The sequence below is a fragment of the Rheinheimera sp. NSM genome (assembly GCF_052380015.1).
GTDB lineage: Bacteria > Pseudomonadota > Gammaproteobacteria > Enterobacterales > Alteromonadaceae > Alishewanella.
The window spans coordinates 145,807-167,981 of record NZ_JBQTCI010000004.1; the positions used below are offsets into that span (position 1 = coordinate 145,807).

18 protein-coding genes and 1 other RNA gene are annotated in these 22,175 nt (G+C 51.5%); 14 read left to right on the plus strand and 5 right to left on the minus strand.

Features of this window, described 5'->3' with window-relative positions:
• Window positions 1–264: 264 nt before the first annotated feature.
• From ACTZWV_RS12940 to ACTZWV_RS12960, 5 genes are all read left to right on the plus strand, one after another.
• Entirely contained in the window at window positions 265–3,060 is a 2,796-nt protein-coding gene (locus ACTZWV_RS12940; RefSeq protein WP_444786943.1) for a TonB-dependent receptor, read from the plus strand.
• A gap of 125 nt (window positions 3,061–3,185) precedes the next feature.
• On the plus strand, window positions 3,186–5,648 hold the full coding sequence (locus ACTZWV_RS12945) for a glycoside hydrolase family 88 protein (protein WP_444786944.1): 2,463 nt from the start codon (window positions 3,186–3,188) through the stop codon (window positions 5,646–5,648).
• A 187-nt stretch (window positions 5,649–5,835) separates the two neighbouring features.
• Entirely contained in the window at window positions 5,836–6,843 is a 1,008-nt protein-coding gene (locus ACTZWV_RS12950; RefSeq protein ID WP_444786945.1) for a pectinesterase family protein, read from the plus strand.
• Window positions 6,844–6,846: 3 nt separating this feature from the next.
• Window positions 6,847–7,599, plus strand: a complete 753-nt coding sequence (locus ACTZWV_RS12955; protein ID WP_444786946.1) for a rhamnogalacturonan acetylesterase — start codon at window positions 6,847–6,849, stop codon at window positions 7,597–7,599.
• Window positions 7,600–7,705: 106 nt separating this feature from the next.
• A complete protein-coding gene (locus tag ACTZWV_RS12960; RefSeq protein WP_444786947.1) occupies window positions 7,706–9,577 on the plus strand; it encodes a hypothetical protein in 1,872 nt (623 codons plus the stop codon).
• Between the two features lie 72 nt (window positions 9,578–9,649).
• Here the strand turns inward: ACTZWV_RS12960 and grpE are convergent, their stop codons facing one another.
• Together grpE and hrcA are read right to left on the minus strand one after the other, a co-directional pair.
• The gene (grpE, locus tag ACTZWV_RS12965; RefSeq protein WP_444786948.1) at window positions 9,650–10,222 is read right to left on the minus strand and encodes a nucleotide exchange factor GrpE; all 573 of its coding nucleotides are present in this window, start codon (window positions 10,220–10,222) and stop codon (window positions 9,650–9,652) included.
• A 30-nt stretch (window positions 10,223–10,252) separates the two neighbouring features.
• Window positions 10,253–11,284 (minus strand): heat-inducible transcriptional repressor HrcA, encoded by a 1,032-nt coding sequence (gene hrcA, locus ACTZWV_RS12970; RefSeq protein WP_444786949.1) that lies wholly within the window; start codon window positions 11,282–11,284, stop codon window positions 10,253–10,255.
• Window positions 11,285–11,411: 127 nt separating this feature from the next.
• On the opposite strand from hrcA, the gene nadK reads away from it, so the two are divergent.
• The 3 genes from nadK to ACTZWV_RS12985 all read left to right on the plus strand — a co-directional run bounded on the left by nadK (window position 11,412) and on the right by ACTZWV_RS12985 (window position 14,487).
• Entirely contained in the window at window positions 11,412–12,293 is an 882-nt protein-coding gene (gene nadK / locus ACTZWV_RS12975) for an NAD(+) kinase (protein ID WP_444786950.1), read from the plus strand.
• A gap of 102 nt (window positions 12,294–12,395) precedes the next feature.
• Window positions 12,396–14,069 (plus strand): DNA repair protein RecN, encoded by a 1,674-nt coding sequence (gene recN / locus ACTZWV_RS12980; RefSeq protein ID WP_444786951.1) that lies wholly within the window; start codon window positions 12,396–12,398, stop codon window positions 14,067–14,069.
• Between the two features lie 67 nt (window positions 14,070–14,136).
• Complete coding sequence (locus ACTZWV_RS12985; RefSeq protein WP_444786952.1) at window positions 14,137–14,487, plus strand: outer membrane protein assembly factor BamE; 351 nt, start codon at window positions 14,137–14,139, stop codon at window positions 14,485–14,487.
• A gap of 56 nt (window positions 14,488–14,543) precedes the next feature.
• Here ACTZWV_RS12985 and ACTZWV_RS12990 read toward each other — a convergent pair whose 3' ends face one another.
• Both ACTZWV_RS12990 and ACTZWV_RS12995 read right to left on the minus strand, forming a co-directional pair.
• Window positions 14,544–14,891 carry an RnfH family protein gene (locus ACTZWV_RS12990; RefSeq protein ID WP_444786953.1) on the minus strand — a complete coding sequence of 116 codons (348 nt, stop codon included), beginning with the start codon at window positions 14,889–14,891 and terminating at the stop codon, window positions 14,544–14,546.
• Window positions 14,884–15,327: a type II toxin-antitoxin system RatA family toxin gene (locus ACTZWV_RS12995; RefSeq protein ID WP_444786954.1), complete on the minus strand. Its 444-nt coding sequence runs from the start codon at window positions 15,325–15,327 to the stop codon at window positions 14,884–14,886. Before ACTZWV_RS12995 ends, ACTZWV_RS12990 begins: the two co-directional genes overlap by 8 nt.
• Before the next feature lie 106 nt (window positions 15,328–15,433).
• Here ACTZWV_RS12995 and smpB point away from each other — a divergent pair, with 106 nt between their 5' ends.
• From smpB to ACTZWV_RS13015, 4 genes are all read left to right on the plus strand, one after another.
• Window positions 15,434–15,916 (plus strand): SsrA-binding protein SmpB, encoded by a 483-nt coding sequence (gene smpB / locus ACTZWV_RS13000; protein ID WP_444786955.1) that lies wholly within the window; start codon window positions 15,434–15,436, stop codon window positions 15,914–15,916.
• 161 nt (window positions 15,917–16,077) lie between these two features.
• Window positions 16,078–16,438: a transfer-messenger RNA gene (gene ssrA, locus ACTZWV_RS13005) on the plus strand.
• Between the two features lie 201 nt (window positions 16,439–16,639).
• Window positions 16,640–17,518, plus strand: a complete 879-nt coding sequence (locus ACTZWV_RS13010) for an MlaA family lipoprotein (RefSeq protein ID WP_444786956.1) — start codon at window positions 16,640–16,642, stop codon at window positions 17,516–17,518.
• Entirely contained in the window at window positions 17,490–19,916 is a 2,427-nt protein-coding gene (locus ACTZWV_RS13015) for an efflux RND transporter permease subunit (RefSeq protein WP_444786957.1), read from the plus strand. The genes ACTZWV_RS13010 and ACTZWV_RS13015 overlap by 29 nt, the downstream gene beginning before the upstream one ends.
• A gap of 47 nt (window positions 19,917–19,963) precedes the next feature.
• Here ACTZWV_RS13015 and ACTZWV_RS13020 read toward each other — a convergent pair whose 3' ends face one another.
• Window positions 19,964–20,380, minus strand: coding sequence for an organic hydroperoxide resistance protein (locus ACTZWV_RS13020; protein WP_444786958.1), 417 nt, complete (start codon window positions 20,378–20,380; stop codon window positions 19,964–19,966).
• 171 nt (window positions 20,381–20,551) lie between these two features.
• Between ACTZWV_RS13020 and ACTZWV_RS13025 the strand changes: the two genes are divergently transcribed.
• Window positions 20,552–21,001 carry a MarR family winged helix-turn-helix transcriptional regulator gene (locus ACTZWV_RS13025; protein ID WP_444786959.1) on the plus strand — a complete coding sequence of 150 codons (450 nt, stop codon included), beginning with the start codon at window positions 20,552–20,554 and terminating at the stop codon, window positions 20,999–21,001.
• Between the two features lie 331 nt (window positions 21,002–21,332).
• The gene (locus ACTZWV_RS13030) at window positions 21,333–22,175 is read left to right on the plus strand and encodes a PEP-CTERM/exosortase system-associated acyltransferase (RefSeq protein WP_444786960.1); all 843 of its coding nucleotides are present in this window, start codon (window positions 21,333–21,335) and stop codon (window positions 22,173–22,175) included.

Here is a 22,175-nt window from a genome sequence, read left to right on the forward strand (position 1 = left end):
TAAGTAAAATTGACATAATTCAGTTACAAATTACACTGATTTAACACCTATCAATAATTGACAGATTTTAGTTGATGGTGTTAGCTTTTTGCCATCGGTGGCACAAAATTGCAAGTTTTTTTTGCCACCGGTAGACAAAGCATATAAGCTGAATACAAAACAAGCAAATCGACAGGGAGCAGAAAGCTTTGCTCCGAAAAAAACTTAAAGCCCGGCATGACCCGGGCTACGACAACAAGTCAATTCAGGACGAGGTGAACACAGATGGCTTATCGCAATACACAATTTCGCCCGACTAAACTGGTACGGGCGCTTACCCTGGCCGGTTTAGCAACGATTCTCGGCGCGGCGCCGGCACTGCAGGCACAACAAGCAGAGCAGCAAACACCGGCACAAGTGCAGGAAGAAGATATCGAAGTGATCACCGTTACCGGTGGCTTTCGCGGCAGTTTAGCCAGCGCCCTGAACCAGAAGCGCTTTGAAACCGGCTCTACCGATACCATTAAGGCCGAAGATATCGCCGACTTCCCTGATTTAAACTTAGCTGAATCATTGCAGCGCATTCCGGGCGTGGCAATTAGCCGTGCTGCCGGTGAAGGCCGGCAAATTTCGGTGCGCGGCTTAGGCCCGGATTTTACCAGGGTGCGCATTAACGGTATGGAAGCCCAGTCTACCAGCGGCGGTACCGACCAAATTGGTGGTGCTAACCGTGGCCGTGGCTTTGACTTTAATACTTTCTCGTCTGATTTATTCAGCGAACTGACAGTACGTAAAACGGCTTCTGCCAATGTTGAAGAAGGCTCGCTCGGCGCCACGGTAGACCTGCGCACCGCGCGGCCGTTTGACTACGACGGCTTAACCTTTGCCGCTAACGTGCAGGCCGGTTACAACGATTTATCCGAAGAAGTCGACCCTAAAGCGTCGTTTTTAGTCAGCAATATTTTTGCTGACGGCAAATTCGGCGCCCTGTTTTCACTGGCGATGTCCGAGCGCAATGTCAAAGACGAAGGCGCCAGCACAGTACGCTGGGATAACGTTAACGACTTTGGCCGCTACCAGGGCGTAGAACCGACAGAAGCAAACCCGGTGATTCCGGAATTAGACGCTATTAACGACGCCTTCCGCCCGCGCTTACCGCGTTATGACTCATACACCCATAATGTAAAACGCACCGGTGCGGCAGCCGCCTTTGAATTCCGCCCCAGTATGGAAACCCGCTTTAATCTGGATATTCTGTACGCCAAAGACGATTCAACCCGTAATGAAATTTTTACCCAGGGTATTCTGAACGGTAACAGCCAGGCCGCACGCATGAACGTGCTGGACTACGAAATTGATGACAGCAATACCGCAACCTACGCGGCGTTTGAAAATGCCACTGTGCGCAATGAAAACCGTTACGACGAATTGGGCACCGAGTTTTTGCAATTTAGTTTAAGCGGCCAGCACCAACTAACCGACAACCTGAAAATTGATGGCATGATTGGCCGCGCCAAGTCCGAGTTTGACAACCCAATCCAAACCACTGTAGTGATGGAAAAAACCGGCGTTGATTTTAGCTATGACTACCGCGGAAGCAAGCGTCAGGCACCGGAGTTATTATTTGGTAGCGGCGTGTATCAGACGGATGACTGGACTATCAACAGTGTGCGCTTACGCCCGCTGGGCGCAGAAAATACCTTTGATAACGCTGCCCTGAACCTGGAATATGTGCTGAGCGAAAGCCTGACGCTACGCGGCGGCCTGCACTATAAAACCTTTGAATTTGAAACTCGGGAAGCGCGTCTTGGCAGTGAGGGTGGCCTGGCGGGTACGCCGGGTATAGCTATGCCGGCAGGTTTGATTACCAGCTACAACTCCGGTTTAGGCTCACAAGGTGCCTGGCTGGTACCGGATCTGAATGCCTTTGCAGCTGAATATGATATTTACAGCAATACCGGCGATTTTGAAGTCAGTATTGAAAACCGCCTGGTAGATAACTACTCTGCCGAAGAGAAAACCTTAGGCGCTTATGTACAACTGGCGTTTGAAACGGAAGTGGGCGATACCGTAATTCGCGGTGATGTTGGCGGCCGTTATGTAAAAACTGATCAATCCTCTACCGCTTGGGCAAAACTGGGTGGGGTGGATGAGTTAATTACCGCCAAGCATGACTACAACGACTTTTTACCGTCGTTAAATCTGGTGTTTGAACCTTTAGAAGACGTGATTATCCGCTTTGGTTATGCTGAAGTAATGGCCCGTGCCGGGTTAGGCAGCCTGCGGCCTAACGTGTCGGTGTCAGTATCCGGCGGCTCGCGCAGTGTCAGCGGCGGTAACCCGACGCTGGAGCCTACCAAAGCCAAAACCTATGACTTAGGCTTAGAGCTGTATTTTGACAACGAATCGCTGTTAGGTGTAGCCGTGTTCCGTAAGGAAATCGACAGCTATGTGCAGGGTCTGCGCGAAACCAAGCCCTTCACTGAAACCGGTTTACCGATTCAGGCAGCGATTGATGCCTGTAATGCCGGCCCGGGTTATGGCGAAGATTGTAATGAAAACGTAGAGTGGCAAACCAATACGCCGTTAAATGGCCCCGGCGGTAACCTGTATGGCTTTGAAGTACAGTACCAAATGCCGTTTACCTTTTTACCGGAGTTCTGGAACCGCTTTGGTTTTATCGGTAACTTTACCTATGTTAAAGCCCAGCTTGACTACGTAAATGCCGACGGCCAAATTCTGGCTACCCGAGACCTGCAGGGTTTATCAGAAAACACCCGCAGCGCCACACTGTACTACGAGGATGATAAGTTCAGTGCCCGGGTATCACTGACCGACCGTTCTGAGTATCTGACTAACGCTATCGGCCGCAACAATAATGATATGGAAGGCACCAACGCCACCCGTAATATTGATGCTGCGCTGTCGTATCAGCTAACCGACAAGTGGAAAGTCAGCCTGGAAGCACTTAACCTGACGGATGAGGTAGATGATCAATGGGTAGATTCCAGCGGTAACCGCTTAACCTACTACCATGCTACCGGTCGTCAGTATTACCTGGGCGCACAGTACAAGTTCTGAACCAGGTTCTGATGTAACAGCCGCTATGCCCGCCATAGCGGCTTTATTTACTCCCGAAAAACGCTGAGCCACGGCAGGCCGGTTTTATTTGGCATGGACGTACGAATTGTAATAACAGGTATTTTATGGCCCGCATTCTTTTTGGCAAAACCTTGTTAAGCCTGAGCATTGCCGCTGTTGTCAGCGCCTGCTCACCACAACCTGCAGCCACAGCACCAACGGCTGTTAGCAGCAACATTGCCAGCCTTAGTGTCAGTAATCCCTCGACCTTTGCACGTAAAGAGCAAATCCTGCTGCTGCCCTTTAGTGATCTTGGTGTAACTGCCGACCAGGCGCAGGCGCTGGTCGCAGTGAGTGGCAACAATACCGTGGCATCGCAACTGATAGACCACAGCGGCGATGGCAGCAAAGACAGCCTGCTATTACAGTTTGATTTAACCGCCGCAGAGCACAAACAACTGCAGATTGTGAATGATCAGGCGCGCTTTAGCGCACTACAGCTACCCAAACGCACGCAGGCAGAAATATCGCATAAAACCGGCGGCCAGTGGCAGGATGCTAAATACATAGGTGGTGAGTTTCAGAACGTCACTGAGCTGACGCCTCCGCCTCAGTATACCGATCATTCCGAATGGATCCGCTACGAGGGCCCTGGCATAGAATCCGATAAAGTCGGCTATCGCATTTATCTGGATTGGCGCAACGGCTTTGATGTATTCGGTAATAAAACCGGCCAGCCGGTGCTGCACCAGGTCGGGCTGGACGGCTATAAGTCGTACCATGAAATGGCCGATTGGGGCATGGACTTATTGAAAGTCGGTAAGTCGCTTGGTGCCGGTGGTTTTGGTTACTGGGATGGCGACAAGGTGCAACTGGTATCCAAACTCAGTGGCCACACCGCCAAAGTGATTGAAAACGGCGCTTTGTACTCTGCACTGCAAATTCAGTACAAAGACTGGCAAATTGCCGGCAAAACCACCAACTTAACCGCTAACCTGGGCATGACCGCCGGTAGCCGCTTAGTGCACACCCGGCTCTCACTTAGCGAGCCACTGGACAATATCGCCATTGGCCTGGTGCGGCTGCCCGATACCAAGGTGCTGCATGGCAAATCAGAAATTACCGGCCACAGCTGGACCTATCTGGCCACCTGGGGTGAACAAACGCTGACCGGCAGCAACGATAAACTGGGTATGGCGATTTTGTACAAGCGCGGTGCCAATAAACAGCTTACCGGCGATGAACACAGCCATGTTGCGGTAATGACGCCGGCCGGTACAGAGCTGGAGTATTATTTCCTCTCGGCCTGGGACGGTGAGCCGGGCGGCATTAAAACTGAAGCAGAGTTTGTTGAGTATCTTGAACAGGAAGTGGCAAAACTGACGCTGACGCCGAGGCTAACGCTGAAAACCGCCTTATCTGAGCAGCAAAAGTCCGGTGAGCTGACGGCAAAAGTGGCATTGGATTGGAGTGAGCGTTTAGCTGCCAGCGAAATGACGCGGCAAACACCTTACTATGCTTACGGTGGCTGGGATTATGAGCGTAAGCGGCCCAGCAAGTGGGAATATACCACCGGCCTGCAGCTGCAAGCCTATGACGATCTGCTGAAACTGCGGCCAAACCCACAGTGGCAACAAGTACTGAGCGATGTTATCGACTCTTTTATCACTGAGGATGGCGATATCCGTACTTACAAAATCAGCAACTACAATATCGACAGCTTAAACAGCGGCAATATGCTGCTGCGTGAATACCAGCGCAACCCTAAACCAGAGTATAAACAAGCGCTGGATTTGCTGCGTAAACAGCTGACTGAGCACCCGCGCACCAGCGAAGGCGCTTTCTGGCACAAACAGATTTACCCGCATCAGCTGTGGTTAGACGGTGTTTATATGGGCATGCCGTTTCTGGCAAATTACAGTAAAGCGTTTGAGCAAGGCCATGCCTTTGATGAAGTGGTGAAAGAATTTACCATCAGCCGTGACAAACTGCGGGATCCCAATACCGGCTTGTATTATCACGCCTGGGATGAAGCCCGCGCGCAGGATTGGGCTGATAAAGACACCGGCCTGGCCAGTCAGTTTTGGGGCCGCGGTTTAGGCTGGTTGGCGATGGCGCTGGTGGATGTACTGGAGATTATTCCTGAAGAGCAAACTGAATTGCGTCAGCCGTTGCTGGATATGAGCGCCGAATTAGCCGAAGCACTGGTAAAGGTGCAGGATGGCAAAACCGGTACCTGGCACCAGATTTTAGATAAACCCGCTGCACCGGGCAATTATTTGGAATCCTCGGCCAGCAGTATGTTTACCTACTTTTTTGCCAAAGGCGTAAATAACGGCTATCTGGATGCGCGCTATAAAGCGACAGCCATCAAAGCCTATCAGGGCCTGGTAGATGAATTTATTCTGGTGCATCCGGATAACAGCATAAGCTTAGTCAATACCTGCCAGGTAGCAGGCTTAGGTTTTGGCCGCGACGGCAGCTATAACTATTATATGAGCGAGCCGGTGTTTCGTAACGATGCCAAAGCCAACGGCCCCTTTATTATGGCCGGTGTGCAAATGGCTAAACTGCTTGGTACTGACTAAGTTTCTTCCTGTGTTTAGCCGGTAAATCACCTGAACGAGAACCGGCTTACCCTAAACTAACCGTTGAAGGCATGGATGCCTGAGTCGAGCCTACAAGGATGTATTCACGGCGTGTTAGTGTGGGTAAACCGGTTCGTGTCAGATGCTTAAAACTTGCCGCCGGCTGCCTTTTTTGGAACCTGATACTATGCAACTACGCCTCTGGTCTTTGTTATTTCTGCTATTTAGCACAACCAGCTTCGCCGATATAATCCGCCTGCAGGTGGCGCAAAGCGGCGACGCGCCGTTTCGCAGTATTCAGCAGGCGATAAACAGCCTGCCGGATAACGACACTCAAGCCATTATTCAGATTGGCCCCGGGGTGTATGCGGAAAAAATTTATCTGACCCGCAACAAGGTCGCGCTGATTGGCGCAGGAATGGATAACACCGAAATTCGCGTCGCCGAACTGCGCACTAACTGGCTAAAGCAGCACCCCAGCGATTGGGGCGCGGCGGTGGTCAATATCCGCGCCAGCGACATAGCGCTACTGAATATCAGCATTGTAAACAGCTATGGCGAGCTGACCGGTGATAACGAACACCAGTTTGCCGTGCGCGGCTTTGAGCAGGCCACCCGTATTATCACCGCCAATTGCCGTATTATTGCCGGCGGCGCTGATACCTTAAGCCTGTGGAATAAAACCGACGGCATGTATTACCACGACAACTGCTACTTTGAAGGCCATACCGATATGGTTTGTCCGCGCGGTTGGGCGTTTTTCAGTAACAGTACCTTTATCAATAAAAAAGCCTACGCTACTTTGTGGCACGACGGCGAGTTAAACCAGCAGCAAAAAATGGTGGTGCGCGACTCACGCTTTGACGGCGTGCCGGGCTTTATGCTGGGCCGGCGCCACTATGATGCGCAGTTTTACCTGATTAATAACCAGTACAGTGCCAATATGGCCGACAAGCCGATATTCCGCCACACCTACCCGACCGAGCCACAACGCGACCGCGCTAACTTGTGGGGCGATAGATATTACTTTAGCCATGCTGATGGTAAGCAAGTTCTTTATCCGTGGCTTAAAGCCAATTTGGCCGCGCATCCACAACAACTGTCACCGGAGCAGATCACTGCTAAGTGGACCTTTGCCGGGCGCTGGGATCCACAGCTGCAAGTCAAAACTCTGCTACAACTGAATAAGGAATAACAAATGAAATACCTGCTTATGTTGGCTTTATCCCTTGGCTTTACTCAGGTACAGGCCTCAGAGATTAAACCGCTAAAACTGCATCTGGTGGGTGACTCCACCATGTCGGATAAACCTAACCTGGCCTACCCAGAACGCGGTTGGGGCCAGCTGTTGCCGCAGTTTTTACTGCCGCAGTTAACCGTAGTTAATCATGCCGCCAACGGCCGCAGTACCCGGCGTTTTCTCAATGAAGGCCGCTGGCAGTTGCTGTTAAGTGAGCTGGGCCGGGGCGACTATGTGCTGATCCAATTTGGCCACAACGACTCAAAACAGTCAGACCCGGCGCGGTATGCCGCTTTTGACAGTGATTATCAGACATTTTTACAGCAGTTTATTGCCGATGTGCGTCAGCGTGGCGCCACGCCGATGCTGGCCAGCTCGATTTGCCGGCGTAACTTTGCAGAAGATGGCAGCTTAAAGCGTGATTTAGCCGACTATGCCAACGCCGCGGCGCAAGTAGCCAAAGCCGCAGAGGTCAGTTTTTTTGATCTGCAACAGCACAGCTGCGGTTTGTGGCAGCAACTGGGCAAAGACGCCAGCCAGCCGTATTTTATTCAGGTACCGGCCGGGTTATATCAAAAATTCCCCGACGGTAAAGTGGATAACACCCATCTGACATTGCAGGGCGCCAGCAAAATAGCGCAATTTTTTGTGCAGGAGCTGAAAAAACAGCAGCATCCGCTGGCCAATTACGTGTTCCGCGAATTGCTGTAACAACATAAGCTCAGCCAGGCGGGCAAAGCTTAATAATTGTCTCTGTACAACAAGTTAGGTACTATGGCGCGGCAGTAACCGGCTGTTAAAAAGGATAGTACATTATATGAAAGGTTTTCCCGCCATGCTGAAAATAGCAGTGTTCAGCATGCTTGCTTTTATGCTGCTTGCCTGCCAGTCTGACACCGCTAAAAATGTCACAACACTCACACTCAGCAGCAGCGATGTAACACTGGACACCGCTTTTCCGCAACGTTTTGCCACTGTTACTGCTACCGCACGCGACAGTGAAGGAAAACTGCTACGCAATGCCACTATTGAATTCAGCACTAACCTGGGTAGTTTTAGTGACAGCAGCTTAAGCCGCAGCGTTAAAGCCACCACCTCGCGCGGTGATGCCAGCGGCGAAGGTGAAGGCCAGGCTAAGGTCAGGCTGTATCCGGCAGCGGATGCAGGCACCGCCACGGTGACAGCCTATGTTAATGGCTACAGACAAAGCCTCGCTTTAACCATTGCAGGCACACCCACAACGCCGCAACCACAAACACCTGCCGGCGTTGCTTTAAACGTCACGGAAAAAGCGCTGCTGGTTGCCGGTGTCGGTGGCAGCGACAGCAGCTCTGTTACGCTGCGTTTACTGCAAAGCAATGGTGACCCTGCGCAAGATGCTGCCGAAGGCGTTGATAATCTGCAAGTCAGCTTTATCAGCCAACCAGGCGGCGGCGAATACCTTACCGGCCAGAACGCAGCGAACGAGGTAGTGCAAAGCGACAATGTCATTAGGGTAAATAGCAGAAACGGCACTGCGGTATTGACGCTGAATGCCGGCACCTTGCCCGGTGTAGTGGAACTACAAGCAGAAGCACTGGATAACAACGGCAACAGCTACTCACCAGCGGTGATCACTACAGTGTCTGCTGTCAGCATTGCTTCCGGTCCGGCGCATTCTATTGCTGTCAGTTACCCAATCCAGAATGCTATTACCGATCTGGGCAATGGTATCTACCGGCGTATAGGCGGCTTACTGGTTACCGACCGCTACGGCAATAAAGTGTCTAATGGCACTGTGGTTAACCTCGGTGTGCTGGACAGCGTAATGTTGTCCAACACTGCACCGGTAATTAACTATGGTTTTGCCAGCAGCGTTGCCGACAATGCGGCGACAACCAGTGCCGGTGTCAGTACTTTATCTGATGCCGGTAACAGCCTGTTCAGCAGTGCTTATATTACGCGCAACAGCAGCGAGCGCTATATCGAACCAAGCGACAGAGTACTGATATTAAACGCTCAGGCGGCAGATAAAAGCCGCTTTGTTGCTGCAAAACCACAACAGGTATCGGAACTGAGCGTTAACCGGCCCTATACCGCTAACGCCACAGAGCTGAGTTATATCGTCGGTGCGTCTTTGCTGGGTGCTCAGGTATCCGGCGTCGACCCGGACAAAACAGAACTGGTCAGCGGCCAGGCGGTAACCGTTGATGGCAATGCCACCTTCTACCTGACCTATCCGGCCAACCGCCATACTATTCTTACCGGCTGTATTGATCCACTGGTTGATACAAGGCATCAGCCGGCCGGTTCCGCTCAGGTTTGGCTGGTGGCCGGTGTCAGCAACAGTGGTGCCACCACGCTGAACAATCAGGCTTGTTTCAGCGCTATGCGCGGGCTGAAACTGCTTACATTGTCCGGCAACACTGATTTGTCAGAGTCGGCTACAGTACTGCTGCAGGCGCTGGATGCAACGGATATTGAGCTGCCGTTTTTGAACATTAACGCCACTGTTAGCTACAGCAAGAATGATGGTGGCTTAGATGTAGCGGTGGCCAATTGTCAAAGCAGAGCGGATAAGCGCACTGACCTGCAAGGGCAATGCAATTTGCCAGTATTGATTACTGGCGGCGCAAGCGGAGACAGCGCAGAGCTGTCATTAAGCATCGGCCAGGACACGCCACTGCAAATCAGCATTAAGATTCCGTAACAGCTTGATAGTACAGTTTAAGCAAAAAAACCGGCATCAAGCCGGTTTTTTTGTTGTAACAGATACTGTGGTTTAGTCCGGAGCTTTAGACACACCCACCATGGCCGGGCGCAATAAGCGGCCGTTTAACTCGTAGCCCTTTTGCATCACGAAAGTAACGGTATTAGGTGCCACGTCGGCAGATGGCTGAATGCTCATGGCCTGGTGATGCTCAGGGTTAAATGGCTGGCCCTGCGGGTCAATTTGGTTTACGCCATATTTGGCTACAGTATCGAGGAAGCTTTTCAGCGTTAGCTCAACCCCTTCCACCACCCCTTTTAAGCTGTCATCAGTACGGTCAATAAAGCCCAACGCCCGCTCCAGGTTGTCTACTACCGGCAGCAAGTCGCCGGCGAATTTTTCCAGCGCAAATTTATGTGCTTTTTCCACGTCCATACCGGCACGCCGGCGCACATTTTCAGATTCTGCCTTAATCCGCAGCAGCAGATCCTGCTGCTCTGCTACCTTTGCGTTAGCATCGGCCAATTCGGCTTCCAGTTTGGCAATTACCGCCTGCTCGCCCGACAGCTCTACGGTGTCGGCATGCTCATTGCTGGCCTGAGTTTGCTCTGTGCTGTTGTCAGTTGGCTGTTGTTGCTCTGTCATGCGTTACTACTCCCAAATTAAGTAGGTGTATTATGGGGATGCTTGCCGCCGATTCAAGTTTAAATTTAATTGTCGGGCACAGGCTTCTACTAAGGGTATCAAGCGCGCGTAGTTCATCCGCCGCGGTCCCAACAAGGCAATAAAGCGCTGTGGCTGGCTTTGATAACGCTGCGCTATCAGGCTGACATTGGCCAGCTCAATAAAACCGGACTCTTTGCCCAGTAATAACTTGGGTTTGTCATCCAGGGTCAGGCTTTGCAATAAACGAATTAAGCCCTCGGGCCGCTCCAGCATATCCATCACTTGCTGTAAGGCCGTATTTTGCTGATATTCCGGTGTTAACAACAGCTGGTGCTGGCCGAAAATAAGCGGCTGGTGCTGCTGCAGCTCATCTAAACTGAGCTGACCCAACACTTTTTGCAGCAATTGCTGACAAAGACCGGCTTCATTGCGCACTATAGCGCCCAGGCGCTCAATGCCATCCTGCCACTGGCCCCCACCACCGAGCGCGGCATTTAGCAAGCACAGTACTTTACTCAACGTGTTGTTATCTATCGCACTTTCGCAATGCAGTACGCGGTGCAAAATATCGCCGTCTTCATCAATTACCACCAGCAACAAGCGGTCACTGGCCAGGCGGACTAAATCAATTTGCCGCACAATACGGCCATCGGCCTTGGGCGCACTGACAATAGCGACAAAGCCGGTAAGGTTGGTCAGCAACTGGCCGGCCTGCTGGCATAATAGCGAAATAGGCAGTTGCGGTGTAATTTTACGCTGCAGTTCGTTAATCCAAAACCCTGACAACGGCTGCAACTGCAGCATTTTATCAATGAACAAACGAATCCCGGCCGTGGTAGGAATACGCCCGGCCGAGGTATGCGGCGAGCGGATCAAGCCTTGTTGCTCCAGCGCCATCATGGTATTGCGCACCGTAGCAGAGCTGACCGCCAATTGGACATTATCCGCCAGCAACTTTGACGATACCGGCTGACCGTCTAACAGGTACTGCTCTACTATCAGCTTTAAAATCAGCTCGGGTCTGCTCAGGCTTAACGTCATGCGCCACACTCGTTTTATTCTTGTCAACGGATATGGGGGCAGCAGGTTTTAATTCAAGCGCTACAAGCATCTGGTTTGCACCGCGTCCTGCCGTTATACTGCGTTAACGCCGTGCAAGGAAATCGTTATGCAACACGCCTTTACTACCGTTGGCCTGATTGGCAAACCACATCACCCGGGGGCTAACCACACCCTGGTTAGCCTGTACAATTTTCTGCAACAACAAGGCCTGACGGTCTATGTTGAAGAGCGGGTCGCCGAATCGTTGGCGCTGCCCGGCGTTGAAGTGCTGGATCTGGTGGAACTGGGCAAAAAGTGCGACTTGGCCATAGTGGTGGGCGGCGACGGCAATATGCTCGGCGCAGCCAGGGTACTGGCGCGCTTTGATGTGGCGGTATTGGGGGTAAACCGCGGTAACCTGGGCTTTCTCACTGATTTGGCGCCGGAAGATTTTCAACAACCGCTGAGCGAAGTACTGGCCGGTAACTTTGTTACCGAAAAGCGTAACCTGCTGGAGATCTCCGTACACCGTCACGGTACGGTAAAAAGCAGCAACAGCGCAGTAAACGAAGCCGTGCTGCACGCCGATAAAGTGGCGCATATGATTGAGTTTGAAGCCTATATTAATGACGAGTTTGTCTACAGCCAACGCTCCGACGGCTTAATCATCAGCACCCCTACCGGCTCTACCGCTTATTCGTTATCCGGCGGCGGACCGATTTTAACCCCGGATTTAGACGCCGTTTGTCTGGTGCCGATGTTTCCGCACACCTTAAGCAGCCGGCCACTGGTGGTGTCCGGCAGCAGTGAAATCCGCTTAAAAGTGGCCAGCACTAACGACGCCCACCTGCAAATCAGCTGCGACAGCCATGTTATCCTGGCGGTAATGCCCGGCGATGATATTTATATCCGCAAGCACCCAACGCCGCTGCGGCTGGTGCATCCGCCCGGTTACAGCTACTTTCATGTGCTGCGCAATAAATTAGGCTGGGGCAGCAAACTTTATTAACCGCCTGCTTGCTAAGTAGCCAATACCTGTATAAAGTTACTGTATAAATAAACACTGTTATTTTCACCAGTAACTTTAACCTGTTCAGGTCTGGAGCATCGCATGCTGTGTCATCTGCATATCAGTAACTTTGCCATTGTTCGCGCGCTGGAAATCGATTGGGCCGGCGGCATGTCTACCATTACCGGCGAAACCGGTGCCGGTAAATCTATCGCTATTGATGCGTTGTCGCTGTGTTTGGGCGAGCGTGCCGATGCCAGCGTGGTGCGGCCCGGCGCCGATAAGGCTGATATCGTCGCCAGCTTTGACGTCAGTAAACTAACGGCGGCGCAAAAATGGTTGGCAGAGCAAGACCTGGCCATGGGCAGCGAATGTATAGTACGGCGTGTGGTAAGCAATGAAGGCCGCTCGCGCGGTTATATCAACGGTGTGCAGGTACCGGCACAACAGTTAAAAGCGCTGGGTCAGCATTTACTCAGCATTCATGGCCAGCATGCGCATCAGCAACTGCTGAAAAACGATTACCAACGCCAGCTGATCGACGCCTTTGCCGGCCATGCCGACACTTTAGAGGCTACCCGTACCGCCTGGCGCGGCTGGCAGCAGCTGCAGCGCGAATACAGCGAGCTGCAGCAGTCGCAACAACAACGCGATGCCCAGCGCCAGCTACTGGAATACCAGGTAGCTGAACTGGATAATTTCGCACCGCTGGATGCTGAATATCCTGCCCTGGAAGCCGAACACAGCCGCTTAAGCCATGGCCATACTTTGCTTAGCCAAAGCCAGCAATGTCTGCAACTGCTGTATGACGATGAGCAGCAAAATATCTATCAGGCGCTGTCTGTCGCCGCCGCGCAGTTAGAACAGCTCAGTGCGCTGGACCCGGCGCTGCAAAACATTCAGCAAATGCTCAACGATGCCTTAGTGCAAACCGAAGAGGCCAGCCGCGAGCTGCGTCGCTACGCCGATAAAGTAGAATTAGATCCCGAACGCCTGCAGCAGGTAGATGAACGCCTTAGCCTGTGGCTGAATTTGTCGCGCAAACATCAGGTAGCACATGAAGAGCTGCCGGCACTGCATCAGCAATTGTCCGCGCAGTTGGCCAGCCTGACCGGCGATGATAAACGCCTGCTGCAATTGGCCGCAGATATCGACAGCGCCCAACAGCAGTATCTGGCACAGGCGCAGCGGTTAAGCGAACAGCGGCGCGAAGCGGCAGCAGCGTTAAGCCGCCAGGTCAGCAGCAGTATGCACGAGCTGAGCATGGCCAATGCGCGGTTTGAAATTGTGCTTAGCCCACTGGATGCTGAGCACGCCGGCGCTAACGGTACCGACGCTATTGAGTTTCAGGTATCAACTAACCCAGGCCAACCACTGCAGGCGATGCATAAAGTGGCCTCCGGCGGCGAATTGTCGCGTATCAGCCTGGCGATCCAGGTTATTTTGGCTGACAAAGTTACCACGCCGACATTAATTTTCGACGAAGTGGATGTTGGCATCAGTGGCCCGGTAGCGGCCGGTGTCGGCCGCTTATTGCGCCAGTTAGGCGACAGCACGCAAATTATTTGTGTTACCCATTTGCCCCAGGTCGCCAGCCAGGGCCATCAGCAATTGTTTGTTGAAAAGTACACCGATGGCATCGCTACCGAGACACGGATGCGCACCCTGAACGATGAAGAGCGGATCAGCGAAATTGCCCGTTTGCTGGCCGGTGAGAATATCAGCGCCAGCGCGCTGGCCAACGCCCGCGAACTTTTATGCGCACCGGTAGTCTGAAAGAAGGTTTTTCACCACGCTTGTCATAGGGTATGATGGGCGCAATCAGATAAAGCAGATGTGACAAATGAAAGCAGTGATTAAAACATTAGTATTGGTTGCCGGCTTAATCAGCCTTAGCGCCTGCAGCAGCTGGGTATACCGCATTGATATTCCGCAGGGTAACTTTTTAGAGCAAAAAGATATCGACAAACTGCGCGTGGCCATGACCAAAGAGCAGGTTAAGTATGTGCTGGGCTCACCGGTGGCCGACAATGCCTTTGACAATAATACCTGGCATTATTTTTACGCCCTCAAAGGCGGCCGTGGTAACAACTTTGAAAAACAACTGATCGTTGAATTTAAAGACAATAAGCTGCAAGACATTAGAGGCGACTTTAACAAGTCTGCCGACTTTAATACGCCGCTGGATATTTAACTGCGGCGGTTAAGCAAAGAATTAAGCAAAAAAACCAGCATTATGCTGGTTTTTTGTTATTCTGCGCCGGCTTTTACCTCGTGTGGCCGGCCACCGGTAACTTTATCGGCACGGCCCTCTTCTTTGGCTTTCTCGGCGCGGCGACGGCGCAAGTCTTTCGGATCCGCTATCAGCGGCCGGTAAATCTCCACTCTGTCGCCGGCTTTTAACCGCTCGTCCAGCTTGACCGGCCGGCTCCAAATACCTACTTTTTGCGCGTCGAGGTCTATGTCGGTAAATTGCTGCAATATGCCGGACTGTTCAATGGCTTCGCGCACCGTGCAGTGCCGGCTTACTGACAAGGTAAGTAAACTCTGGCGCTGTGGTAAGGCGTAGGCCACTTCTACCGTGATTTGCTCAGCCATGCTGCTCTCCGTATACCTGTTTGGCCCGCTGTGTAAAAGCCTGCACCATAGAGGCGGTTACCTCAGCAAAAATTTTGCCAAAGGCAAACTGCACCAGCTTGTTGGAAAACTCAAACTCCAGTTTCAGGATCACCTTGCAGGCGCTATCGTTTAGTGGTTGAAACTCCCAGCCGCCTTGCAACTGTTTAAACGGGCCGTCAACCAACTGCATGGCAATACGCTGATTCGGGTAAAGCGTGTTGCGGGTGGTAAAAGTATGGCCGATACCGGCCTTGGAAACGGTAAGCGATGCCACCATCTCTGTTTCAGACCGGCTGACAATGCGGGCAGAGCTGCAACCTGGCAAAAATTGCGGGTAGTCAGGTACGGCGTTGACTAAGTCAAACATCTGCTGCGCGCTGTAAAAAACCAACGCACTGCGCTCAATTTGTGGCATACTCTATCCCCTTAAAATCCGCCGCCGATTGTAACAGAATAACGCGCTGCAACAAGGCTTGAGCCATCGCTGACCCATAAAACAGAGCTGCGACAAATAACCAATTATGAGTAAAAAACAAGTTAGTAAAAACAAAAACGGCACCATAGCGCAGAACAGAAAAGCACGACACGAGTACTTTCTGGAAGACCGCTATGAGGCGGGCATGGCGCTGCAGGGCTGGGAATTAAAAAGTATCCGCGAGGGTAAAGTTAACCTGTCCGATTCTTATGTCATTTTACACAATGGCGAAGCTTTCCTGCTGGGCGCGCAAATTCAGCCGTTAAACAGTGCCTCCAGCCATGTAGTGTGCGACCCTGAGCGTAGCCGCAAGTTATTACTGCACAAACGCGAACTGGATAAATTAATTGGCTTAAAAGAGCGTGAAGGTTTTACCCTGGTCGCCACCGCCATGTACTGGAAAGCCTGCTGGGTTAAGCTGGAATTTCATTTAGCCAAAGGTAAAAAAACCTTTGATAAGCGTGACGATATTAAAGACAGAGACTGGTCACGAGAAAAAGAACGCATGATGAAACACAGTAAACGTTAAAAGATACTTGAAACTTCTGTCGCCCAACCCCATCTAACTAAGGCGACAGGAACAACGGCTAAGCGTTAAAGCAAAGTTGTACCAAGCTTCCCTTGTGTAAAGCAAGCCTGCTGCGTACAATAGCCAAACACTGTAAGTGTAAGTGTAACACCACAGAATTCGGGGCTGATTCTGGATTCGACGGGATTCACGAACTCTTAGGTGCATGCCGAGGTGCGGTAGGCCTCGTAAAAAAACCGCAAAAAACTAGTCGCAAACGACGAAACATACGCAATCGCTGCTTAATAGGCAGTAGATAGCTCTTCCCCTCACGCATGTCTGTAAGCTGAGACTCTGGAAGATCACCCCTAACAGAATCGCGTCGCGTCTTCGCCTGGAGACAACACGTTAAAACCAATCAGGCTCGCCCGACGAAAGCCTGCCATTCGGCGCTCATAGGGTTAACTAAATGAATGTGCTAAGCATGTAGTACCGACGATGTAGGTTTTTCGGACGCGGGTTCAACTCCCGCCAGCTCCACCAAATAGCACAAGGCCAGCAGCAATGCTGGCCTTTTGTTTTTCTGCTATTGCTACTTTGCTTGTTGCGCCCTGGCCGCTGATACCGCTGGCTTAGTGGTTACAAATTCTTAATTTTTTTACACGCCGGTTAACCTGAGGTTCTGTTATGGTGTGTTATAGCCATACTCCGACACCTGTGCGTCGGATAGCAGCGGAGTACTTAATGAAACCTGTAAATCTATTAACCGGGTTGTTTTTGCTGACGCTGGCCGGTTGTGCGGCTAAGCCGGAGCAAGCTGAAACTACAGCAGCTGAGGCTACGCAACTAACAGCAAAGCCTGCAGAGTTGTCGGCGGCAGAGCAGCTTAGCAGCGGTAAAACTACCACTATTGAAACATCGCAGGGCAGCATTGAAATTAAGCCTACTGTGGTGGATATGGCCAACCGCGACGACCCGGCAACGCCGGAAGATGAGGCGAAAGAGCAGTACAATGATCCGCTGGAAGGCTGGAACCGGGCCATATTCGGTTTTAACCATGTGGCTTACTCCTATGCGTTGATCCCGCTGGCAAAAGGCTACGAATATGCCGTACCGGATGTGGTACGCAGCAAAATAGGTAATGCGTTTCGCAATATCCGTGAGCCGCTGAGCCTGCTAAACAACCTGGCCGCCGGTGAGGTAAAAGATGCCGGCACTAACCTTGGCCGCTTTTTAATTAACAGCACAGTAGGCCTGCTGGGCTTGTTTGACCCCGCCACCGCCTGGTTTAACTTACCCACAGCGAAACAATCACTGGCCGACACCCTGGCGGGCTATAACGTAGGCCCTGGCCCTTATCTGGTGCTGCCGATACTGGGGCAGAATAATGTGCGCGGCTCTACCTCTGTGGTAAGCGAAGTACTGCTGGACCCATTGCGCCAGGTTACCTCGACACCGGATACCTATTATTTGCAGGGCGTTGACGCCGTTGACAACTTTTCTGACCGCGCCAGGGTGTACGAGACACTGTACCAACAGGCGGATGACCCCTACCTGTATTTTCGCAATCAGTTTTTACAGGGAGTAAAGCGCGATGACGCCTTCAACCAGCAGCAGGAATAACGTCGGCTTCAGCGCCTGGCTGGCACAGCGCATTGTGCAGTTACGGCTGGCAATACTGCTGTTATTTGCCGTATTAATCGGTGCCTCGGCATTTTTTGTGCAGCAGTTTCGCATTGATGCCTCAGCTGAAACCCTGCTGGTAAAAAACAATGCGCTGTATATTAAAACCCAGCAGGCTAATCAGCGCTTTTCACCGGACGAGTTTATTCTGGTGGCGTATAAACCGCGCAACGGCGAGCTGTTCAGTGCCGCAACTTTTGCCGATCTCACCACGCTAAGTGAGCAATACCGCAAACTGCCCAGGGTGCAAAGTGTTACCTCCATGCTCAACGTGCCCCTGCTTACCGATGCGTCTGTGCTGACCACAGATGCCGATGTGTCAGCGCTTAGCTGGCAACAGCAGCAGTATTCGCCGGCACAAATGCAGCAATTGCTCAGCGACCACCCTATTTTTACTGATCTGCTGCTTAATACCGCCGAAGCCGCCGCCGCCATGCAGATTGTGTTTAAACCCGACGCGCAATTAGTAGCGTTGGAGCGCGATATGCTGGCCATTGAGCAACACGCCTTACAGCGTGAACTGAGCGCAGAAGAAAATGCCGCCCTGGCACAGCTGCAAAAACAAGCCGACCCGCTGCGTCAGGCGTTGGTGAAACAGCGGCGCCGGGAAATTGCGCAGATAGAACAGATAAACCAACAGGTGCAGCAGCGCGCTGAAACCTTTAGCGGTGGCGCCTATGTGGTAGCGCAGCATCTGGTGGATATTATCAGCAGCGACTTAACCGTATTTGGCAGCGCCATCGCCATCATTATTGCCCTGCTGCTGTTATTGCTGTACCGCAGCCTGCGCTGGGTACTGTTTCCGCTGTTGGTGTGCACTGTCAGTGTTTGGCTTACACTTAGCCTGTTTGCGCTGTTGGATATTCGCGCTACCGTTATCTCGGCCAATTTTATTGCGCTGCAGCTTATTTTAACGCTGGCGGTGATGATCCACCTTATCGGTGCCTACCGCGATATCGCCCGCAATAACAGTACGGCCAGCCAACAGCAACGCGTAATCATGACCTTAGAGCAAAAACTGGCGCCGTGCTTTTATGCCACGCTAACTACCTCTGTCGGCTTTGGCTCGTTAATTTTCAGCGGTATTCAGCCGGTGGTTGATTTTGGCTATATGATGCTGATTGCCATGCTGCTGACCATGAGTGTCAGCCTGCTGCTGTTCCCTGCTCTGCTTAGCCTGCTGAAAGCTAAGGCCGAAACCGCCGACTACGCCATACTCAGCCGCCTGTTGCAAGCTGTCCGGCGTTTGGTAGCGCGTGCGCCGCTGCGTACGGTGTTTGCCGGCTTGCTGCTGTTTGCCTTGCTGCTGCCGGGTTCGGCGCAGTTAAATGTAGAAAACAGCTTTATTAATTATTTTGCCAAAGATACCCGGGTATACCGCGAACTTAAGTTTATTGATCAGGAGTTTGGCGGCTCTACGCCGCTGGATATTGTTATTAGCCTTGACCCGGCAAAAGCCAAAGCAGATTTACTGCTAAGCGCTGAGCAGTTTAATCAGCTGCACCTGGCCCACGCTGTGGTGGCAGAATTTGCCGCCAGCGGTAATGTAACCTCGCTGGTTAATTTTACTACCCTGGCCAGCCAACTGAACAATGGCAAACCGCTGACAGAGTACGAATTAAACTCTATCTACCTGTTGCTGGAGCAAAAGGTGGTAAACCAACTGGTGGGGGCTTATCTGGCTGAACAGCCGTTGCAGGTGCGTATTGCTACCCGTATTCAGGACACGACAGAGGGACTGAACCGCGAGCTGCTGATGCAACAGCTGCATCAGGATTTACAATCGGTGGGGCTGACAACCGAAGATTACAGCCTGACGAATCTGTTTGTGCTGTATCAGGACATTTTATCGCGCCTGTTTGACTCGCAAATTATGACTTTAGGTTTGGTGTACCTGGCCATGGCCGTTCTTTTGCTGCTGATTTTCCGTTCGTTAAAGATTGCGCTGATCGCGCTGGTGCCAAACATCTGCACTACGCTGGGCATTTTGGGCCTGATTGGCTGGTTGGGTATTCCGCTGGATATTATGACCATTACCATCGCCGCTATCGCTATGGGTATTGCCATTGATGACACCATTCACTTTGTACACAGCTATTTGCAGGCGCCGGCCGCTAAGGCACTGCAACATGCCTTTGCCCATACCGGGCTGGCTATGTTGTTTACTTCGGTGGTTATTGCCGCCGGTTTTGCCGTTTTTGGTTTTTCCGGCTTTTTACCCAGCGTGTATTTTGGCTTACTTACCGCCGCAGCCATGTTAATGGCGTTGGCCGCCGATTTAACCATATTGCCGGCGTTGCTAAGCCGTTTTGTGCCACCGGCAACCAAAGCAGCCTGATACAAAAAGCCGGCAATATTGCCGGCTCTGTTTTAGCATGGCTATGTTTATACGCTAACGTGTAAACGCACGTCGACATTACCGCGGGTAGCATTGGAGTACGGGCAAACATGGTGTGCTTTATCTACCAGCTGCTGTGCTGCAGCTTTGTCCATACCAGGCAGGCTGACGAATAAATCCACATCCAGGCCAAAGCCGCCTTCAATTTTACCAATACCCACTTCGGCGCGCAGGCTAAGATCAGCCGGCAGGGTTTGCTTGCTCTGGCCGGCAACAAACTTCATTGCACCGATAAAGCAGGCAGAATAACCGGCAGCAAATAACTGCTCAGGGTTAGTTGCACCGCCGCCACCGCCTAACTCTTTGGGTGCGGCCAGTTTAACTTCTAATAAACCATCATTGGATTTAGCTGCGCCATCACGGCCGCCGGTTGACGTTACTACTGCTTTATAAAGAATATCCATCGTTATTTCCTCAGTTAAGGTTACCGTTAGCGAACCACTGCATAATAGGCCTAATTAATCTTGCATGCAAGATATTTGCATATAACTTTATTGCCTGAAATATAATTAGTAACGCTATAGGGCTAACAACTAAGTTTGCTACACTGGCACAAAATTGCCGGGTTAATACAGATGAAAAAAACCTTACCACTGGAAGAACAGCTGTGTTTTGCGCTGTACAGTGCCTCTAATGCCGTAGTACGGCTGTACCGGCCGCTGCTGCAACCGTTCGATCTCACCTACCCGCAGTACGTGGTGCTGTTGGCGTTATGGCAACAAGATGATATCAGCCTGGGAGAACTGGGCAGTAAAACCCTGTTCGACTCCGGCACCTTAACGCCTTTGGTCAAAAAGCTGGAACTCAAAGGCTGGTTAAAACGTATGCCGTCAGCACAGGATGAACGGGTTAAAAAGGTCGTATTAACGGTTGCCGGAAAAAACCTGGAAACAAAGGTGGCTACGGTAATGCCGGCACTGCGCTGTCAAATTTCACTCAGTAACGAGCGCTTAATTCAGCTGCGGGCGCTGGCAAGACAGGTTCAGCATGATATTCAACAACTTGAGCAGTGTGCAATCAGCTAAACTTAAGCTATTGGGCTGCGGTATAGCATTTTTGACATTTCGCAACTGAATAACCGCTGAATAACATTTAATTACAGTCGTTAAAAAGTAAAGTTTTTTTCTTGTATTAAAATCATAACTTTAGCGCTGAAACCTTATAAAACCGCGTTTTTACGGCCTTTTCAGGTTTGACGTCTGCGCTAATCGAACGCATAGTAATTCCTGCCTGTGGCTTTGCAAAGGAATTGACTGCGTTTTACCCCCCGGATTTGGTGTTTTCAGGCATAAAGTTCACACAATGTACATATGACTGCCGGACAATAATGGTGGCATTAACCTTTTGGGGCGCGCAATGACTTTGCTTTCCGCAGTACACAATACTGCCTTTATACCATGGCTGGAGCCGGTGCAGATACCCGCAAACCGGGCCGACACGCCACTGCAATATTTTCCGCATTTTTTTCAGGCTGGTCTGGCGCAAAGCGCAGCACAACAACGCGACATCTTTCGTTTACGCCATAAGGTGTATTGTGAGGAAATGGCGTTTGAACCCTGCCGCGCAAATAAACTGGAGCAAGACAGTTTCGACCCGCGATCTTTGCATGCCGGCATCCGGCATTGCGATAAAGACACCCTGGCCGGCACCGTCAGGCTAATTACCTCTGAGAGCAAAGACGAGCTGCTGCCGATAGAGCAGTATTTCGGCCACTGTATTACTAATCCGGTACTAACACCGCATAACTTCGACCGCCGCCACATTTGCGAAATATCCAGGTTGGCAGTACCGATGGAAATCCGCTGTAAACAAAGCATTATGTCCACTGAACGCATAACAAGCCTGAACAGCCGCGAAAGCCAGTGCCGCAGTGCCGTAGCCGTGTCGCTGTACCTGGTGGCCATGCTGATGAGCCTGCAATCTAAGCGGCACCATGTGTTTGTGATGATTGAACCGGCGCTGGCCAGAGTATTAAAGCGGATTGGCATCCATTTCCAGCAAATTGGCGATGTGATCCACTTTAACGGCAAGCGCGCGCCTTACTACATAGATGCCAGAACCACTTACGACACCCTGCAACATGATTATGTCGAACTGGGTAAAGTATTGGCGCAGCAATTGTTTAACGAAAAACCAGCAGCGGCACAAACAGCAGAAAGCGCTGTGGCGGCTGAACTGTGTTTTAGTGCTGCAAGTTAA

Coding starts and splice junctions, on each gene's coding strand:
- ACTZWV_RS12940 (WP_444786943.1), top strand. CDS start 265: ATGGCTTATCGCAATACACAATTTCGCCCGACTAAACTGGTACGGGCG.
- ACTZWV_RS12945 (WP_444786944.1), top strand. CDS start 3,186: ATGGCCCGCATTCTTTTTGGCAAAACCTTGTTAAGCCTGAGCATTGCC.
- ACTZWV_RS12950 (WP_444786945.1), top strand. CDS start 5,836: ATGCAACTACGCCTCTGGTCTTTGTTATTTCTGCTATTTAGCACAACC.
- ACTZWV_RS12955 (WP_444786946.1), top strand. CDS start 6,847: ATGAAATACCTGCTTATGTTGGCTTTATCCCTTGGCTTTACTCAGGTA.
- ACTZWV_RS12960 (WP_444786947.1), top strand. CDS start 7,706: ATGAAAGGTTTTCCCGCCATGCTGAAAATAGCAGTGTTCAGCATGCTT.
- grpE (WP_444786948.1), bottom strand. CDS start 10,222: ATGACAGAGCAACAACAGCCAACTGACAACAGCACAGAGCAAACTCAG.
- hrcA (WP_444786949.1), bottom strand. CDS start 11,284: ATGACGTTAAGCCTGAGCAGACCCGAGCTGATTTTAAAGCTGATAGTA.
- nadK (WP_444786950.1), top strand. CDS start 11,412: ATGCAACACGCCTTTACTACCGTTGGCCTGATTGGCAAACCACATCAC.
- recN (WP_444786951.1), top strand. CDS start 12,396: ATGCTGTGTCATCTGCATATCAGTAACTTTGCCATTGTTCGCGCGCTG.
- ACTZWV_RS12985 (WP_444786952.1), top strand. CDS start 14,137: ATGAAAGCAGTGATTAAAACATTAGTATTGGTTGCCGGCTTAATCAGC.
- ACTZWV_RS12990 (WP_444786953.1), bottom strand. CDS start 14,891: ATGGCTGAGCAAATCACGGTAGAAGTGGCCTACGCCTTACCACAGCGC.
- ACTZWV_RS12995 (WP_444786954.1), bottom strand. CDS start 15,327: ATGCCACAAATTGAGCGCAGTGCGTTGGTTTTTTACAGCGCGCAGCAG.
- smpB (WP_444786955.1), top strand. CDS start 15,434: ATGAGTAAAAAACAAGTTAGTAAAAACAAAAACGGCACCATAGCGCAG.
- ACTZWV_RS13010 (WP_444786956.1), top strand. CDS start 16,640: ATGAAACCTGTAAATCTATTAACCGGGTTGTTTTTGCTGACGCTGGCC.
- ACTZWV_RS13015 (WP_444786957.1), top strand. CDS start 17,490: ATGACGCCTTCAACCAGCAGCAGGAATAACGTCGGCTTCAGCGCCTGG.
- ACTZWV_RS13020 (WP_444786958.1), bottom strand. CDS start 20,380: ATGGATATTCTTTATAAAGCAGTAGTAACGTCAACCGGCGGCCGTGAT.
- ACTZWV_RS13025 (WP_444786959.1), top strand. CDS start 20,552: ATGAAAAAAACCTTACCACTGGAAGAACAGCTGTGTTTTGCGCTGTAC.
- ACTZWV_RS13030 (WP_444786960.1), top strand. CDS start 21,333: ATGACTTTGCTTTCCGCAGTACACAATACTGCCTTTATACCATGGCTG.